The 15,611-nt window shown below is 72.3% G+C and carries 16 protein-coding genes; 10 read left to right on the top strand and 6 right to left on the bottom strand.

From position 1 onward, the window contains the following. Positions 1 to 116: 116 nt before the first annotated feature. A complete protein-coding gene (locus tag OG509_RS17725; protein WP_406183491.1) occupies positions 117 to 1,931 on the top strand; it encodes a bifunctional metallophosphatase/5'-nucleotidase in 1,815 nt (604 codons plus the stop codon). Between the two features lie 96 nt (positions 1,932 to 2,027). Here OG509_RS17725 and OG509_RS17720 read toward each other — a convergent pair whose 3' ends face one another. Further along, a complete protein-coding gene (locus OG509_RS17720; protein ID WP_406183490.1) occupies positions 2,028 to 2,810 on the bottom strand; it encodes an alpha/beta fold hydrolase in 783 nt (260 codons plus the stop codon). Between the two features lie 156 nt (positions 2,811 to 2,966). On the opposite strand from OG509_RS17720, the gene OG509_RS17715 reads away from it, so the two are divergent. Continuing rightward, entirely contained in the window at positions 2,967 to 3,539 is a 573-nt protein-coding gene (locus OG509_RS17715; protein WP_406183489.1) for a TetR/AcrR family transcriptional regulator, read from the top strand. Between the two features lie 102 nt (positions 3,540 to 3,641). Next, on the top strand, positions 3,642 to 4,517 hold the full coding sequence (locus OG509_RS17710) for a phosphatidylinositol-specific phospholipase C (protein ID WP_385582848.1): 876 nt from the start codon (positions 3,642 to 3,644) through the stop codon (positions 4,515 to 4,517). Here OG509_RS17710 and OG509_RS17705 read toward each other — a convergent pair. The 5 genes from OG509_RS17705 to OG509_RS17685 all read right to left on the bottom strand — a co-directional run bounded on the left by OG509_RS17705 (position 4,497) and on the right by OG509_RS17685 (position 9,996). Next, on the bottom strand, positions 4,497 to 5,939 hold the full coding sequence (locus tag OG509_RS17705; protein ID WP_406183488.1) for a sensor histidine kinase: 1,443 nt from the start codon (positions 5,937 to 5,939) through the stop codon (positions 4,497 to 4,499). The genes OG509_RS17710 and OG509_RS17705 overlap by 21 nt on opposite strands. Beyond that, positions 5,936 to 6,688 (bottom strand): response regulator transcription factor, encoded by a 753-nt coding sequence (locus tag OG509_RS17700; protein WP_406183487.1) that lies wholly within the window; start codon positions 6,686 to 6,688, stop codon positions 5,936 to 5,938. Before OG509_RS17700 ends, OG509_RS17705 begins: the two co-directional genes overlap by 4 nt. A 63-nt stretch (positions 6,689 to 6,751) precedes the next feature. Next, positions 6,752 to 7,885 carry a S1C family serine protease gene (locus tag OG509_RS17695; RefSeq protein WP_406183486.1) on the bottom strand — a complete coding sequence of 378 codons (1,134 nt, stop codon included), beginning with the start codon at positions 7,883 to 7,885 and terminating at the stop codon, positions 6,752 to 6,754. 236 nt (positions 7,886 to 8,121) lie between these two features. Next, complete coding sequence (locus OG509_RS17690; protein WP_030157095.1) at positions 8,122 to 9,144, bottom strand: LacI family DNA-binding transcriptional regulator; 1,023 nt, start codon at positions 9,142 to 9,144, stop codon at positions 8,122 to 8,124. Positions 9,145 to 9,168: 24 nt separating this feature from the next. Continuing rightward, on the bottom strand, positions 9,169 to 9,996 hold the full coding sequence (locus OG509_RS17685; protein WP_385582860.1) for a response regulator transcription factor: 828 nt from the start codon (positions 9,994 to 9,996) through the stop codon (positions 9,169 to 9,171). A 465-nt stretch (positions 9,997 to 10,461) separates the two neighbouring features. On the opposite strand from OG509_RS17685, the gene OG509_RS17680 reads away from it, so the two are divergent. The 7 genes from OG509_RS17680 (at position 10,462) to OG509_RS17650 (ending at position 15,536) form a co-directional block, all read left to right on the top strand. Further along, positions 10,462 to 10,716 carry a MoaD/ThiS family protein gene (locus OG509_RS17680; RefSeq protein WP_030157092.1) on the top strand — a complete coding sequence of 85 codons (255 nt, stop codon included), beginning with the start codon at positions 10,462 to 10,464 and terminating at the stop codon, positions 10,714 to 10,716. A gap of 535 nt (positions 10,717 to 11,251) precedes the next feature. After that, positions 11,252 to 12,640, top strand: coding sequence for a hypothetical protein (locus OG509_RS17675; protein WP_406187612.1), 1,389 nt, complete (start codon positions 11,252 to 11,254; stop codon positions 12,638 to 12,640). A gap of 137 nt (positions 12,641 to 12,777) precedes the next feature. Beyond that, entirely contained in the window at positions 12,778 to 13,488 is a 711-nt protein-coding gene (locus OG509_RS17670; RefSeq protein WP_406183485.1) for a DUF2993 domain-containing protein, read from the top strand. A gap of 155 nt (positions 13,489 to 13,643) precedes the next feature. Beyond that, complete coding sequence (locus tag OG509_RS17665) at positions 13,644 to 13,733, top strand: Ms5788A family Cys-rich leader peptide (RefSeq protein ID WP_350875872.1); 90 nt, start codon at positions 13,644 to 13,646, stop codon at positions 13,731 to 13,733. A gap of 227 nt (positions 13,734 to 13,960) precedes the next feature. After that, complete coding sequence (locus OG509_RS17660; protein WP_406183484.1) at positions 13,961 to 14,806, top strand: sulfurtransferase; 846 nt, start codon at positions 13,961 to 13,963, stop codon at positions 14,804 to 14,806. A gap of 64 nt (positions 14,807 to 14,870) precedes the next feature. Continuing rightward, positions 14,871 to 15,161: a DUF1416 domain-containing protein gene (locus OG509_RS17655; protein WP_030030422.1), complete on the top strand. Its 291-nt coding sequence runs from the start codon at positions 14,871 to 14,873 to the stop codon at positions 15,159 to 15,161. Between the two features lie 111 nt (positions 15,162 to 15,272). Further along, on the top strand, positions 15,273 to 15,536 hold the full coding sequence (locus OG509_RS17650) for a DUF3099 domain-containing protein (protein WP_406183483.1): 264 nt from the start codon (positions 15,273 to 15,275) through the stop codon (positions 15,534 to 15,536). Positions 15,537 to 15,611 lie beyond the last annotated feature (75 nt).

Raw genomic sequence — 15,611 nt, 5'->3', positions numbered from 1 at the left:
TGAGCCGTCTCCTACGTGTAACCAGGCCGACACCCGTACCCCCTGTCGTGCTACGCGCGTTGACCATAGGCTGCCGCAGACCTCCCGAGTTTTACCGCTGTCCAAAAGGGGACTAAATGTCAGCGACGCCACAACGGCACCGCCGAACCCGCCGGTTGACCTTCGCCGCCTTCGCCGTCACGGCCGGTGCCGGAGCGATGGTCGCGGCCGCACTGCCGGCCGGTGCCGCGAGTGGTGGCGGTGCCGGCAAGAGCCGCACCGTCGACGTGCAGATGCTGTCGTTCAACGACTTCCACGGCACGCTGGAGCCCCCGCAGGGCTCGTCCGGCACCGTGACCGAGCGTCAGGCGGACGGCACCACCAAGGCGATACCCGCCGGTGGCGTCGAGTACCTGGCGACCAGCCTGCGCGAGGCCCGCAAGGGCCACGAGTACTCCGTCACCGCCGCGGCCGGGGACATGATCGGCGGCAGCCCGATGCTGTCCGGTCTCTTCCACGACGAGCCCACCGTCGAGGCGCTGAACAAGCTGAAGCTGGACGTCAGCAGCGTCGGCAACCACGAGTTCGACGAGGGCAAGACCGAGCTGCGCCGCATGGCGTACGGCGGCTGCCACCCGGTCGACGGCTGCTTCGAGTCCGGCAAGGACTACACGGGCGCCGAGTACAAGTACCTCGCGGCGAACGTCACGGACGAGAAGACCAAGCGTCCGCTGCTGAATCCGACCTTCATCTGGAAGAAGGGCGACGTGAAGATCGGCTTCATCGGCGTCACCCTGGAGGGCACTCCGGACGTCGTGACCGCCGACGGGGTCAAGGGCCTGAAGTTCGGCGACGAGGTCGAGACGATCAACAAGTACGCCGCCGAGCTGGACAAGCAGGGCGTGAAGTCGATCGTCGCGCTGATCCACGAGGGCGGCCTGCCCGCCAGCGGCGCGTACAACTACGACTGCAACGTCCCGGGTGCCGGCGCCGGCGTCTCGGGCGCCATCGTGGACATCGCGAAGAACATCGATCCGAAGGTCGACGCGCTGGTCACCGGCCACACGCACCAGGCGTACGCCTGCAACATCCCGGACCCGGCGGGCAACCCGCGCATGGTGACCTCGGCCGCCTCCTACGGCCGCGCGTTCACGGACACCACGCTCACGTACGACCGCCAGACCAAGGACATCGTCCGCACCGCGGCCCTCGCGCCCAAGCCGGTCACCAAGGCCGTCACCCGGGACCAGCCCAAGGCCCCGGACATGACCGAGCTGATCACCCGCTGGAACGCGCTGGCCGCCCCGGTCGCGAGCCGTCCGATGGGCTACATCTCGGCGGACATCGCGGGCCGCGGCTCCGAGGCGCCCGAGAAGCCGCTCGGCGACGTGATCGCCGACTCGCAGCTGGAGGCCACGGCTCCGGCCGCCAAGGGCGGCGCGCAGCTGGCCGTCATGAACCCGGGCGGCATCCGCGCCGACCTGGCCTACAAGGCCGCGGGCGGCGAGGGCGACGGCGTCGTGACGTACGGCGAGTCCTACACGGTCCAGCCGTTCAACAACCTGATGAACGTGGTGGACCTGACGGGCGCGCAGCTGATCACCGCGCTCCAGCAGCAGGTCAGCGGCCCGGTCAACGGCCCGAACCCGAAGATCCTGCAGGTCTCGAAGGGCTTCACGTACACCCTGGACATGACGAAGACGGGCGCGGACCGCATCGTCGTGGACTCGGTGAAGCTGAACGGCGCGGCGATCGACTCCGCCAAGACCTACCGGGTCGCGATGAACGAGTTCCTCGCGGGCGGCGGTGACGGTTTCACCGTCCTGAAGGACCACAAGAACAAGCTGGTCGGCGTGCCCGACCTGGAGGCCTTCAACGCCTACCTCGGGAAGTCGACGGAGGCGGCCCCGCTCGCCCCGCCGGCGGCGGACCGCATCACCGTGATCAAGTAACACCTGCGCGCAGTCAGCCCGAAGGGGCGGTGGGCCTTCCCGGCCCGCCGCCCCTTCGGCGTGTCCGCCCCGGACCCCCGTACCGGGGCGGAGCGGTCAGAGGTCCGCGAGGAACTTGCGGACGGCCTCGTGGAACTCCTCGGGGTGGGTGAACGGCAGGAAGTGGTCCCCGTCCACAGGTGTGTACGAGGTCCCCGGCCGGCGGGAGACCATCGCGTCGGCCGTCTCCTGGCGGAGCGTCTGGCTGCGGGTGCCGTGGACCAGCAGCGCCGGGCAGCGGCTGCCGAGCCAGGCGTCCCAGTGGTCGCCGCGGCAGGCCTCGGCGGAGTCGATCATGTCCTGCGGGTGGAACGGCAGCCGCCAGCCCCCGTCGGGGAGCGGACGCAGCGCCCGCTCGACGAACTGGGAGCCCACCGGCCCGGCCGCGGCGAGGAGTTCCTCGCGGGTGGGGGCGGTGTAGCGCATGCCGTGAAGGAATCCGAAGAGCGCTCCCGCCGTGTCGGGTTCGATCTCCACGGTGGCGTCCACGGCGACGAGGGCCGCGATCCGGTCGGGGTGGGCGGCGGCCAGGTGGTAGGCGTTGAAGCCGCCGAGGGAGTAGCCGAGGAGGGCCGCGGGGGCGTCCAGGCCGAGGTGGTCGAGGAGCGCGACGGCGTCCGAGAGGTAGCCCTCGCGGGTGTACTCGGCGGCCCGGTCGGAGTCGCCGTGGCCGCGTTGGTCGGGGGCGATGACCCGCCACCCGTCGCCCAGGGTGTCGGCGAGGCCGGCGAAGGCGAGGCCCTCGGACATGCCCCCGTGCAGGGCGAGCAGCGGGCGGCCCGGGCCGCCGAAGTCCAGGTACGACAGCGCGCGGCCGTCGATCGTCAGCGTGTGGCGCATGGCTTGGATCTCCCCTGTGAGTCATGCGGTGACGGTGCGGTACGGGGACGAGCCTGCCAGGATTTGGGCAAGTGCGCAATACGTTTGTCTTGGGCGCTTGCCCAAAATGGGGCGCGGGGCCGGGGTGCGCAAAGGGCGCGCGGATACGATCCCGGCATGGGAAATCGCGAGGACCTGCTGGCCGGAGCGCGCCGCTGCCTGGAGGAGAAGGGCTACCTGCGCACGACCGTGCGCGACATCGCCACGGCCTCGCAGGTGAGCATGGCCGCGATCGGCTACCACTTCGGCTCGCGCGAGGCCCTGCTCAACCTCGCCCTCTTCGCCGCCATGGACGAGTGGGCCGCCACGGCCTCCGCCCGGCTCGCGGGGGAAGGCGACACCACCGAGGCGCGCTACGCCGACATGTGGGACCGCAAGATCCGCGACTTCGGCGAGACGCGCTGGCTCTGGACCGCCTCCGTCGAGGCCTTCGTCCACGCCCAGTCCTCGCCCGCGCTGCTCGCCACCCTCGCCGAGAACCAGCGTCAGGCCCGCCGCATGGTGGCCGCGCAGCTGCGCGGGGTCCCCGAGGACGCGGTCCCCGAGGAGGACGTACGGTCCCTCGGGTCGGTGCACATCGCGCTGCTGAGCGGGGTGATGGTGCAGACGCTGACCGACCCGGAGCAGGCGCCGACGGGCCGGGAGCTCGCCCAAGGCCTGCGCGCCATGGCCGAGTTGCTCGAAAGGTAGGGGCTACCGGAGGGTAGTAAACCCGCGTCCCGCACGCCAGAATCCCGGGGGCACCAGCCGACGGTGGCTGGGAGCCGTCACCGGGTCGGCAAAGGGGCGGGCATGGCACTGGATCGTCGGGCATTTCTGGTCGGGGCGATGGCGGCGGGCGCCGGCGCGGCCGTGGGACTCGGAGCGGCGGGGCCGGCCTCGGCCCGTACGCTCGGCACACAGGACTGGATGGCCGGGCTCGGGGACTCCACCGCCCTCCAGCGGATGACCATCCCCGGCACCCATGACTCCGGCGCCCGCCAGGGCGGGCTCTTCGTCGCCTGCCAGAACACCTCGATCGCCGAACAGCTCGACTCGGGCATCCGGTTCCTCGACGTCCGGTGCAGAGTCACCGGTGGATCGTTCGCGATCCACCACGGCTCCTTCTACCAGGGCCTGATGTTCGGGGACGTCCTCGTCGCCTGCTGGAACTTCCTCGCCGCGCACCCCTCCGAGACCGTGCTGATGCGCCTGAAGCAGGAGTACTCGGAGGACAGCGACGCCACCTTCCGCGCCGTCTTCGACGACTACCTCGACAACCGGGGCTGGCGCCCCCTCTTCCGGATCGCGGACTCGCTGCCCGCCCTCGGCCAGGCCCGCGGCAAGGTGGTCCTGCTCGCCGACAACGGCGGTCTGCCCGGACTGCGCTACGGCGACGGCAACGTCTTCGACATCCAGGACGACTGGAACGCCGAGCCGTTCGCCAAGCGCGGGAAGATCGAAGACCAGTTCCGCCGGGCCGTCCAGCAGCCCGGCAAGCTCTTCGTCAACTACGTGAGCACGTCCGCCTACATGCCGCCGCGCTGGAACTCCGACCGGCTCAACCCGCAGGTGCACTCGTTCGTCGACGGCGGGGAGCTGGCCGGCCGGACCGGGCTGGGGATCGTCCCGATGGACTTCCCCAATACCCGCTCCGGGCTCGTCGCCTCACTGATCCGGCACAACTGACGGCTGCTCCGGCGGCGGCGCCGGAGCGCCCGGGATGCGGAGCACCGCCTCCGTGCCCGGGCCGCCGGCCGGCGCCGCCCGCAGCTCGACGCTGCCGCCCGCGCGGCGCACCGTACGGTCCACGATCGACAGGCCCAGCCCGCTGCCGGGCAGGGCGCGGGCCGAGGAGGAGCGCCAGAAGCGCTCGAACACGTGCGGCAGGTCCTCCGCCGGGATGCCGGGCCCGTGGTCGCGTACGGTCAGTTCGCCCGCCCGCAGCGAGACCTCGACCGTGCCGCCCGGCGGGCTGAACTTCACCGCGTTGTCCAGGACGTTGACCACCGCCCGCTCCAGCGCCGCCGCCTCGCCCCGTACGTACCAGGGCGCCACCTCGTCGGTGAAGTGCAGCTCGGGGCCGCGCAGCCGGGCGCGGGACAGCGCGCTCTGCGCGATCTCGTGCAGGGCCACCACCTCCAGCTTGGCGGGCGGGGCCGCGTCCGGGCGGGACAGCTCCTGGAGGTCCCCGATCAGCGCGGCCAGCTCCGTCATCTGCGCCTTGACCGAGGCCAGCAGCTCCTTGCGGTCCTCGGGCGGAATGGCCCGGCCGGTCTCCTCGCTGCGCGCGAGCAGCTCGATGTTGGTGCGCAGCGAGGTCAGCGGGGTGCGCAGCTCGTGCCCGGCGTCCGCGATCAGCTGGGCCTGCCGCTCCTGGGAGGAGGCCAGCGCCGCCGTCATGGAGTTGAAGGACCGCGACAGGCGGGCGATCTCGTCGTCGCCCTCGTCGGGGATCCGTACGGTCAGGTCCTCGGTCCGGGCGATGTGCTCGACGGCGCCCGTCAGCTCGTCCACCGGCCGCAGCCCCGTACGGGCGACCCACAGGCCGGCGACGCCCGCGCCGGCCACCCCGATGCCGGAGACCAGGATCAGCACCCAGGCCAGGGTGGACAGCGGTTTGTCGATGTCGGCCAGCGGCCGGGCCACCGAGACCGCGAAGACCGGGGCGCCGGGCTGGGTCTGCGCCGCGAAGGTGTAGACGCGCATCCCGACGCCGTTGTCGGTCGTCGCGTCGTGCAGCGCCTTGGCCTTGCGGCCCGCCGCGACCTGCTTGTCCGTATCGGTCACCGGCAGGTCGGTCTGCCCGCTCACCCAGCAGTGGCTGCCGTCCGCGGTGACGATCTGGACCGTGGCGTTCAGGTTTTCGGCGATGTCCTGCTGGGCCTGCGTCGGCGGGCGGGCCGGGCAGCCCTGGCGCAGCCGTTCCAGCACCTGCGCGGTCGGGTTGGTGGCCATCAGGGACTGGTTCAGCTGGTTGCCCAGCTGCGCCTGCACCATCACCCACGAGACCGCGGACACGGTGGCCACGGCCAGGGCCACGGCCGTGCTCACCAGCAGGGCGATGCGGGAGCGCAGGGGGAGCGCGCGGAATCTGGCGGCCGGGCTCACTCGGGCCCCCCGGAGTCGCCCGCCCCGGTGGTGCGCAGGACGTAACCCACCCCGCGCACGGTGTGCACCAGGCGGGGCTCGCCCCCGGCCTCGGTCTTGCGGCGCAGGTACATGACGTACACGTCCAGGGAGTTGGAGCTGGGTTCGAAGTCGAAGCCCCAGACGCTCTTGAGGATCTGCTCGCGGGTCAGGACCTGGCGCGGGTGCGCCAGGAACATCTCCAGCAGCGTGAACTCGGTGCGGGTCAGCTCCACCTGGCGCCCGGAGCGGGTGACCTCGCGGGTGGCGAGGTCCATGCGAAGGTCGCCGAAGGCGAGCGTGTCCGTCTCCTCGTGGTCGTCGGCGCCAGGGCGCGCGGTCGCGTAGGCGCTGCGGCGCAGCAGGGCGCGGACGCGGGCGAAGAGCTCGTCGAGCTCGAAGGGCTTGACGAGGTAGTCGTCGGCGCCCGCGTCGAGGCCGGTGACGCGGTCGCCGACGGTGTCGCGGGCGGTGAGCATCAGGATCGGGGTGGTGCTGCCGGAGGCGCGCAGCCGGCGGGCCGCCGTGAGGCCGTCCATCCGGGGCATCTGGATGTCGAGGACGATCAGGCCGGGATCGTACGAGGCCGCCTTGTCGAGGGCGTCGAGCCCGTCGACGGCGGTCTGCACGGCGTACCCCTCGAAGGCGAGGCTGCGGCGCACGGCCTCCCGCACGGCCGGCTCGTCGTCGACGACGAGGATGCGGTGCGGGTCGCCTTCGGCCGGATTCATCTTCGCTCCCCCAGGAGTGTTCGTGGTCGGTCGTACCAGGCTCGCATGCGAGGCCTGGGCCGTTTAGAACGACGTCCCGAAGCCGCTGGTGCCGTTGTTGCCGCTGTTGCTGTTGCTGTTTCCGGCTCCCCCGGGGCCGCCCTTGCGGAGGGAGTCGAGGTCGGCCTTGATCGTGTTCACCGGGATGGCGAAGCCGAGGCCGACGCTGCCGGCGGAGGAGCTGTCGCTGGAGGGGGAGTAGATCGCGGAGGGCATGCCCACGATCTCGCCGTTCATGTTGACGAGGGCGCCGCCGGAGTTGCCCGGGTTGAGGGAGGCGTCCGTCTGGATGGCCTTGTACGAGGTGGTGTTCGATCCGGTGTTCCCGTTGAACTGCTGACCATCGTACGAGAACGGCCAGCTGCCGCCGCCGCCACCGCGCTGGCGCTGGGGCGCCTGCTGCTCGGACTTGGGTACGTTGACCTCGCGGTTCAGGGCGGAGACGATGCCGCTGGTGACCGTGCCGGTGAGGCGGTCGGGGGAGCCGATGGCGACGACCTGGTCGCCGACCTTGAGGTTGTCGGAGTTGCCGAGCTTGGCCGGCTTGAGGCTGCTCGCACCCTGGAGCTTGATGAGGGCGAGGTCCTTGTCGGGGTCGGTGCCGACGGTCTTGGCGGAGTACTTCTTGCCGTCGCTCATCGTCACCTGGATCTCGGTGGCGCCGTCGACGACGTGGTTGTTGGTGACGATCTCGCCGTCGGCGGTGACCACGATGCCGGAGCCGGTGCCCTGGCCGGAGCCGGTGCTGGTGTCGATCCGGACGACGGAGGGGCTGACCTGCTCGGCGACGCCGGAGACGGTGCCGGTGCTGGACTGCGAGACGTTGGTGCCGTTGATGCCGCCGCCGGTGCGGTCCTGGCCGGCGAGCAGCTGCTGCACGCCGGCGGCGGTGCCGCCCCCGATGATGGCGGCGGCCAGCGCCACGGCCGCGAGCAGTGCGACGGGCCGCTTGGCCCGGGCCGCGTGCGCGGGCCCCGCGGGGGGCGTGGGTGCCATCGCCATCGGCGGCTGGTGCGCTTCGTGCCACCCGGGCGCGGCCGCCGCGGGCGCCGCCGGCGGCGGGTACGCGGGCGGCGGCGGGTAGTCCCCGTGGCCGGCGCGCGGGGTCGGGCGGTTCTCCTGCGGGTACTCGCCGTCGCGGCGGAAGCTCTCGGTCATGACTACGACTCTGTCCCCGGATCATGAGAGCTTCCTGAGTCCCCCCTGAGAAGCCCGACAGAACCGCGTATGCCCGAAATAAGCCCGCACGGGCCCGCCAGGGCTGCGGTAGCCCGGCCAGGAGCCGACGGACGGAGTCTCCCCCAGCTACCGCTGGGAGGTGCCCCCAGCGCAGCGGCCCGAAGCCCGGGAGGCCCGCCAGGGCCGAGTGGTGCGAGGGGCGCGTGAAGGAGGAGTCAGCGGCAGCCGCAGGAGCGGCGGATCACCAGGGCCGACGGGAACTGCTTCAGGCGTTCGCGGCGGGAGCCGGCCACGCGCAGGGCGTCGTCCAGGACGAGGTCCACCGCCGCGCGGGCCATCGCCGGGCGGTCCGAGGCGATCGTCGTCAGCGGCGGGTCCGTCAGGGCCGCCTCCTTGACGTCGTCGAAGCCGGCCACCGCCAGCTCCCCCGGTACGTCGATCCGCAGCTCCCGCGCCGCCCGCAGCACGCCGATGGCCTGGTCGTCCGTGGCGCAGAAGATGGCCGGCGGCCGGTCCGGCCCGGACAGGACCTCCAGCGCCACCCGGTACGCGTCGTAGCGGTTGTACGGGGCCTCGAAGAGGCGCCCTTCCGTCGAGCGGCCCGACTCCTGCATCGCCCGGCGCCAGCCCTCCACGTGGTCGGCGACCGGGTCGCCGACCGACGGGGTGTTCTCCACCCCGCCGATGCAGGCGACGTACTCGTGGCCGTGCTCCAGCAGGTGCCGGGTGGCGAGCTGCGCTCCGCCGATGTCGTCCGTGACGACCGCGACGTCGTCGATGGCCTCGGGCCGCTCGTGCAGCAGCACCACCCGCGCGTCCCACGCCTCGATCTCCGAGGCGGCGCGCTCGCTCATGCCCTGGCTGACCAGGATCAGGCCCGAGACCCGCATCCCGAGGAAGGCCCGCAGGTAGTGCACCTCGCGCTCGTCCCGGTAGTCGGAGTTCCCGACCAGGACCATCTTTCCGCGCTCGGCGGCGGCCTGCTCGACCGCGTGCGCCATCTCCGCGAAGAACGGCTGCCGCGCATCGGGGACGATCATGCCTATGAGGTCCGTGCGCCGCGACGCCATCGCCTGCGCGACCCGGTCCGGGCGGTAGCCCAGCTCCTTGATCGCGGCGAGTACACGCTCGCGCGTGGCCGGGGCGACCGGCCGGGGTCCGTTGTTGATGACGTAGCTCACGACGGCGGTAGACGTACCCGCAAGTCGTGCAACGTCATCCCGCGTCACCTTGGCCACGCTCGGGAGTCTACGCGGGGTGACCTACCTCTGGGCAGGCCGTCCTGCCGACTGGGCGATCACAGGAGGTTCCTCCATACGGGGGACGCCGGCCGGGGCCTGGGCCGCCGCCTGCGCCGCGGCCTTGGCGGCCGCCTGGGCCGCTGCCTGGGCCGCCGCTTCCGCAGCCGCCCGCTCGACCTTCTCGGGCGTGACGAAGCGGTAGCCGACGTTGCGGACCGTACCGATCAGCGACTCGTGCTCGGGGCCGAGCTTCGCGCGCAGCCGCCGTACGTGGACGTCCACCGTCCGGGTGCCGCCGAAGTAGTCGTACCCCCATACCTCCTGGAGCAGCTGGGCGCGCGTGAAGACCCGGCCCGGGTGCTGGGCCAGGTATTTGAGCAGCTCGAACTCCTTGAAGGTGAGGTCGAGGACCCGCCCCTTCAGCTTCGCCGAGTACGTCGCCTCGTCGACCGACAGGTCACCGTTGCGGATCTCCATCGGGGAGTCGTCGGAGCCGAGCTGCTGGCGGCCGGTGGCGAGGCGCAGCCGCGCCTCGACCTCGGCCGGGCCCGCGGTGTCGAGGAGGACGTCGTCGATGCCCCAGTCGGCGGTGACGGCCGCGAGGCCGCCCTCCGTGACGACGAGGATCAGCGGACAGCCGGGGCCGGTGGAGCGCAGCAGCTGGCAGAGCGAGCGCACCTGCGGCAGGTCGCGGCGGCCGTCGACGAGGATGACGTCCGCGCCGGGGGTGTCCACGAGGGCCGGGCCCTCGGCGGGCGCCACCCGGACGCTGTGCAGGAGCAGGCCGAGGGCGGGCAGCACCTCGGTGGACGGCTGGAGGGCATTGGTCAGCAGCAGGAGAGAGCTCATGCCCGACCACCTGCCCAGGTCGGGCGTTCGTGCACGGTTCGCTGGTCCATCACGTCGGTTCCTCCTCGGTCCCGTCGAGGACTTTCGCGGTACTGCTTCGTACGTGGTGCGTGGTGCTGGTGCGGTGTGGTGGTTCGCCGGTCCCCGCGCCCTGAGGTCCGTACGGACACCACTGTTCTCGGTCCGTTCAACGTTCTGAAAGCACAAAAGGACCCGGGGGCAACGTTGCCCGGATCCTCTCGCCAGCAGAATAGCCCACCCGCCGTTGCATGGCAGAGGCTCGGACCTTCTCGCTCCTGTGGTTCCTGCCACCCTTACGACCAGCGTATGCCCCGTTTTCACCGGATCGATGGATGTACGGGCGACCGCCCGGGCGCATGCGGGGCGCGTGGAGGCACACCGGATCCGGGGGCCGGAGGGTTCATCATGGATGCCGACGGTAGAGAGCGGACGATAGGAGCTGCAGTGGCAACCGGAACCATCCGCTACTGGGCGGCGGCCAAGGCCGCGGCCAAGACGGCGGAGGAGCCGTACTCGGCGCGGACACTGGCCGAGGCGCTCGACGCCGTGCGGGAGCGCCACCCCGGTGAGCTGACCCGGGTCCTGCAGCGCTGCTCCTTCCTCGTGAACGAAGAGCCCGTGGGCAAGCGCCCGCACGATGCCGTTCCGCTGACCGAGGGGGGCACCGTCGAGGTGCTCCCGCCGTTCGCGGGCGGGTGAGCGGAAACCGATGAGCACTCCCGAGGAACAACAGCAGCAGGGCCGGCAGGAGGACCCGTACGGGACCCAGACCTGGCAGTCGGACACCTGGGAAACCGGCTACCAGCCGGTGCAGCCGCCGCTGGGTGCGCTGCCGGGCCAGCCGGTGGCACCGGAGGGCTGGTACCGCGACGAGGCCCCGCAGCCCGCCGCGTCGTGGCCGGAGGCCTCCGGCGCCGCGGCCGAGCAGCCCGCGTACCAGCCGCCGGCCGCGCAGTCGGCGCCGCAGCCGGTCGCCCCCGAGGGCTGGTTCCGCGACGAGGCCCCCGCGACCGGCTGGCAGCCGAGCGGCGTCCGCGACGAGGCGCCCGCCGCCGGCTGGGCGCCGGGCGGCGGGTCGTGGACCGAGGGCTCCGCCGCGGAGCAGACGGCCTACCTCCCGCCCCAGAGCGCCGCCCCGGCGGCCGACGCCGCCGATCAGACGGCCTTCCTCCCGCCGTACCCGGGCCCGGCCGCGCCCCAGCCGGCCGCCGGTACGCCGTACGAGGGCTTCGTCGTGGACGACCGTCACCCCGCCGGTACGCCGTACCCGGCTTCCGCTGCGGGTGAGAGGCCCGCCGCCGCGCCGGCCGCCGAGACGACGTACCTCCCGCCGTACCCCGGCCCGGGCGGGGCCGAGCCGCAGGGCGCCGCCGCTGCGGCCGAGACCGCCTATCTGCCGCCCTACCCCGGCCCTGCCCAGGCCGAGGCGCAGGCGCAGGCGCAGATGCAGGCGCAGATGCAGATGCAGGCGCAGCCCGTGGCTCCCGAGGGGTGGTTCCGGGACGAGGCGCCCGCCGCCCCGGCCCCGGCCCCCGCGCCGGCCGGCGACTGGGCGCAGAGCGGCTCCGGCGCGGCCTGGGCCGAGGGGTCCGCCGCCGAGCAGACGGCGTACCTCCCGCCGCAGGCCGCCGCCCCGGCGGGCGCCGCCGCCGAGCAGACCGCCTTCCTGCCGCCGTACCCGGGCCCGGCCGCGGCCGAGCCCCGGCGGGCCGCCGACGCGGCGGAGACCTCCTTCCTGCCGCCGTACCCCGGCCCAGGTTCCGAGGGGCCCGTCGCCGCCCCCGCCCCCGCCGCTGCCCCGGCGGCTCCCGCCGAGGGCGAGGATCCCTCGTACTCTCCGCCCACCCTCGGGGGGAACACCCTGCGGGCCGTCGATCCGGCTCAGGCGCGCGCCGAGGGGCGGTCGCCGATCATCGATCCCGGCCCGCAGCCGGCCATACTGACCGCCGCGCTCGGGCTGCTGCTGGCCGGTGCCGCCGCCGTCGGGGATCTCGGTCTCCTCGCGCCGCTGATCGTCCTGCAGGGGCTCACCGCGGCCGGCTGGTTCCGGCTCAACGGCATGTGGCCCGCGCGGCAGGGCATCGCCCTCGCCTTCTTCGGTGCCCTCGTCGCCGACGCGGCCGTGCTCGCCGTGGACGACACGTACGGCCCCGGCGCGATCATCGGGACCCTCGGCGCCTGGGTGCTGCTCACGCTGGTCCTCCAGCTGCGCAGCCACGCCGACCCCGACGAGCGGATGTACGGGCTGATGGCCTCCGTGGCCTCCGCCGCGCTCGCCATCGTCTGCGCCGGCTACCTGGCCGCCGACTCCGCCGCCGTCAGCGTCGGGGCCGCGTCCGTCGCGGTCGCCGTCTTCACCCGTGCGCTGCCGCTGCCGACACCGGCCTCCGTCGGCGTCTCGCTGGCCGCCGCCACCGGAGCCGGCATCGCCGTCGGCGGGCTGACCTCGGTCGGGGTCGGCGGGGCGCTGCTCGGCCTGGCCGCCGGGGTGTGCGCGCTGATCGGGCTGCGGGTGGCCGCGTACGACTACCCGTCCAAGTTCGTCCACATGACGGCCGGTGTCGCGCTGCCGCTGGCGGCCGCCGCTCCCGCCGTCTACCTGATCGGCCGGGTGGTCGGCTGAGGCAGGGCCTCCGCCAGGGCCTCCGCCGACCCTCCGCCGGCCCCTCCGTCAGGCCCGACTCTCCGGGCCTGACGGCCCCCTGACGGCCGGCCATGGTCAACTGGAACACACGTACTGGTCTACAGGGGGAGGGGCACGTGCGGTTCCTGCGCGTCGTTGTGATCATCGGAGTGGTGCTGGGGGCGCTGTTCGCCGGCGCCGATCGCTGGGCGGTGAACTACGCCGAGAACCGGCTGGCCGAGCGCATCCAGGCCCACCAGGGGCTCGCGGGGTCCACGGAGGTGGACATCCACGGGTTCCCGTTCCTGACCCAGGCGCTCAGCCGCGACCTCGACCGCGTCGACGTGCGGCTCAAGGGCGTGGAGGCCGTGTCGGACGGCCGTAAGACGCGGCTCTCGGAGCTCGACGCCAGCTTCCGCAGCGTGAAGCTGAACGGGAACTACAGCGGGGGCACCGCGAAGCAGGCCGAGGGCACGGCCCTCGTCACGTACCGGGACCTGACCGAGGCCTCGCAGACCGGCGTGACGGTCACGTACGGCGGGGCGCCCGGCAAGGTGAAGGTGACGGCGGCCGTGGAGGTCCTCGGCAAGCGACTCGCCCCCAGCGTGGTGTCGACGGTCACGCTCGTGGACGCCCCCGGCGGCGGCAAGATGGTCCGCGTCCGGGCCGACGAGGTACCGGGCGGGGGCCTGCCCGGGATCGAGGGCGCGGTCCGCAAGAAGACCGACTTCGACCGCCGGCTCGACAGCGGCCTGCCGTCCGGGCTCAAGCTGACCGCGCTGACCTCGGACGAGTCCGGCGTACACCTCACGCTGAGCGGCTCGGACGTGGTGCTGGCCGGATCGTGAGACGCTGCGGTCCGATCCGCAGAAGGGCGGGCCGCACGAGGGCCCCCGGAGGCGGTGCGGCAGCCGCCCGGGGGCATGTCATCCCACTATTCGGACGATCCTGTCTCGGTATATGACACACCGGTGACAGGGCGGCCGATTCGTCCCTACGATCCATGGCTATGAAGCATCAGCAGGCGGACCTCACGAAGCGACGGGCAGTAGACCTGTGTCGCGTCGCCGCCATGCTCTGTCGATCCATGTGACCTGTGAGCGCTTCCGCTCCATCAGCCGGACGACCGTCCTTCCCGCGTGACCGCACCGCAGCCGCCCCCTCCTGCCCACTGACGCCTCCCCGCGCAGTGCCCGAGGAAGCCGCCCGCAGCGGTACGCACCAGCAGAATCCGCAGAACCTGCAGAACCCGCAGACCGCCCCGCGCCACCTGCACCTGCACAGCACGCCCCGCCGCACACTGCCCCGGAGGAGATCACCATGAGCCGCAGCGACGTCCTCGTAGACGCCGACTGGGTCGAGGCCCACCTGAACGACGCCGACGTCGTCATCGTCGAGGTGGACGAGGACACGTCCGCCTACGACAAGAACCACATCACCAACGCCGTCCGGATCGACTGGAAGCAGGACCTCCAGGACCCGGTCCGCCGCGACTTCGTGGACCAGGAGGGCTTCGAGAAGCTCCTCTCCGCCAAGGGCATCTCCAACGAGGACACGGTCGTCCTCTACGGAGGCAACAACAACTGGTTCGCCTCCTACGCCTACTGGTACTTCAAGCTGTACGGCCACCAGACCGTCCGCCTCCTCGACGGCGGCCGCAAGAAGTGGGAGCTCGACTCCCGCGACCTGGTCGACGGCACCGAGGTCCCGAACCGCCCGGCCACCCAGTACAAGGCCCAGCCGCAGGACGCCTCGATCCGCGCCTTCCGCGACGACGTCGTCTCCGCGATCGGCGTCCAGAACCTGGTCGACGTCCGCTCGCCCGACGAGTTCTCCGGCAAGCTGCTCGCCCCGGCGCACCTCCCGCAGGAGCAGTCGCAGCGCCCCGGCCACGTGCCGAGCGCCCGCAACATCCCGTGGTCGAAGAACGCGAACGACGACGGCACGTTCAAGTCCGACGAGGAGCTCACCGCCCTCTACCAGGCCGAGCAGGTCGACCTGTCGAAGGACACCATCGCGTACTGCCGCATCGGTGAGCGCTCCGCGCTGACCTGGTTCGTGCTGCACGAGCTCCTGGGCCAGGAGAACGTCAAGAACTACGACGGCTCCTGGACCGAGTACGGCTCCCTGGTCGGCGTGCCGATCGAGCTCGGCGCCAACAAGTAACCACCACCACGGCCGGGTACGCGACGCCCTCCGTAGTACGACCTCTCAGGACAGGACAGAGAACATGTGTGGAGCACAGATCGGCGGGCCCGACCTCGCCACGCTCAAGCCCGGTGAGACCGCCATCCAGGGTCAGGTGACCAAGGACGGCGAGCCCGTCAGCGGGTACGTGCGCCTGCTCGACTCGACCGGCGAGTTCACGGCCGAGGTCCCGACCTCGGCGACCGGCCAGTTCCGCTTCTACGCGGCGACCGGCTCGTGGACCCTGCGCGCGCTGGTTCCCGGCGCCCAGGCGGACCGCGCCGTGGTCGTGGCCGAGGCCGGCGGCGTGACGGACGTGGCGATCGCGGTCTGAGCACCGCACGCCTGAATGACCGGCCGAAGGGCCGCACCCCAGGGGGTTGGACGCCACTGGAACGGGGTGCGGCCCTTCGCGCCGTCCGCCTCCCGGTCCTACCCTTGAGGCATGTACGCCCGGCGGCGCCGCATCTACTTCGTCCTCATGGGCGGATGCATCTTCCTCTTCGTATCCGCCTGGTCCTTCGTACGGCTGTTCTCGGTCGAGGCGGCCGTGGCCCTGTGCGTGGTCGCCATGGTCATCCCGCCGGTCGCCGCGATGATCGCGAACCGGCGCGGCCCGGAGGACCGCTGGTGGGACGACCCCTCGGGCGACCCGAAGTCCGACGAGTGGTGGGACGAACTGGACGGAAAACGGCGCCACGAGGATTGAAACCTCGCGAGACGTAAACGTGATCGAATTCCTTACAACCGCTCTCCCCCGGGGTGGGTCATGGCTACGCGCGGG

It is taken from the genome of Streptomyces sp. NBC_01006 (assembly GCF_045162725.1).
GTDB lineage: Bacteria > Actinomycetota > Actinomycetes > Streptomycetales > Streptomycetaceae > Streptomyces.
The sequence above is the reverse complement of the archived record's forward strand: the minus strand, read 5'-3'. Positions and strand labels throughout refer to the sequence as shown.

Bases quoted from the DNA above. Each gene is read 5' to 3' on its own strand.
- OG509_RS17725 (WP_406183491.1), top strand. From the start codon at position 117: ATGTCAGCGACGCCACAACGGCACCGCCGAACCCGCCGGTTGACCTTC.
- OG509_RS17720 (WP_406183490.1), bottom strand. From the start codon at position 2,810: ATGCGCCACACGCTGACGATCGACGGCCGCGCGCTGTCGTACCTGGAC.
- OG509_RS17715 (WP_406183489.1), top strand. From the start codon at position 2,967: ATGGGAAATCGCGAGGACCTGCTGGCCGGAGCGCGCCGCTGCCTGGAG.
- OG509_RS17710 (WP_385582848.1), top strand. From the start codon at position 3,642: ATGGCACTGGATCGTCGGGCATTTCTGGTCGGGGCGATGGCGGCGGGC.
- OG509_RS17700 (WP_406183487.1), bottom strand. From the start codon at position 6,688: ATGAATCCGGCCGAAGGCGACCCGCACCGCATCCTCGTCGTCGACGAC.
- OG509_RS17695 (WP_406183486.1), bottom strand. From the start codon at position 7,885: ATGACCGAGAGCTTCCGCCGCGACGGCGAGTACCCGCAGGAGAACCGC.
- OG509_RS17685 (WP_385582860.1), bottom strand. From the start codon at position 9,996: ATGAGCTCTCTCCTGCTGCTGACCAATGCCCTCCAGCCGTCCACCGAG.
- OG509_RS17665 (WP_350875872.1), top strand. From the start codon at position 13,644: ATGGCTATGAAGCATCAGCAGGCGGACCTCACGAAGCGACGGGCAGTA.
- OG509_RS17660 (WP_406183484.1), top strand. From the start codon at position 13,961: ATGAGCCGCAGCGACGTCCTCGTAGACGCCGACTGGGTCGAGGCCCAC.
- OG509_RS17655 (WP_030030422.1), top strand. From the start codon at position 14,871: ATGTGTGGAGCACAGATCGGCGGGCCCGACCTCGCCACGCTCAAGCCC.
- OG509_RS17650 (WP_406183483.1), top strand. From the start codon at position 15,273: ATGTACGCCCGGCGGCGCCGCATCTACTTCGTCCTCATGGGCGGATGC.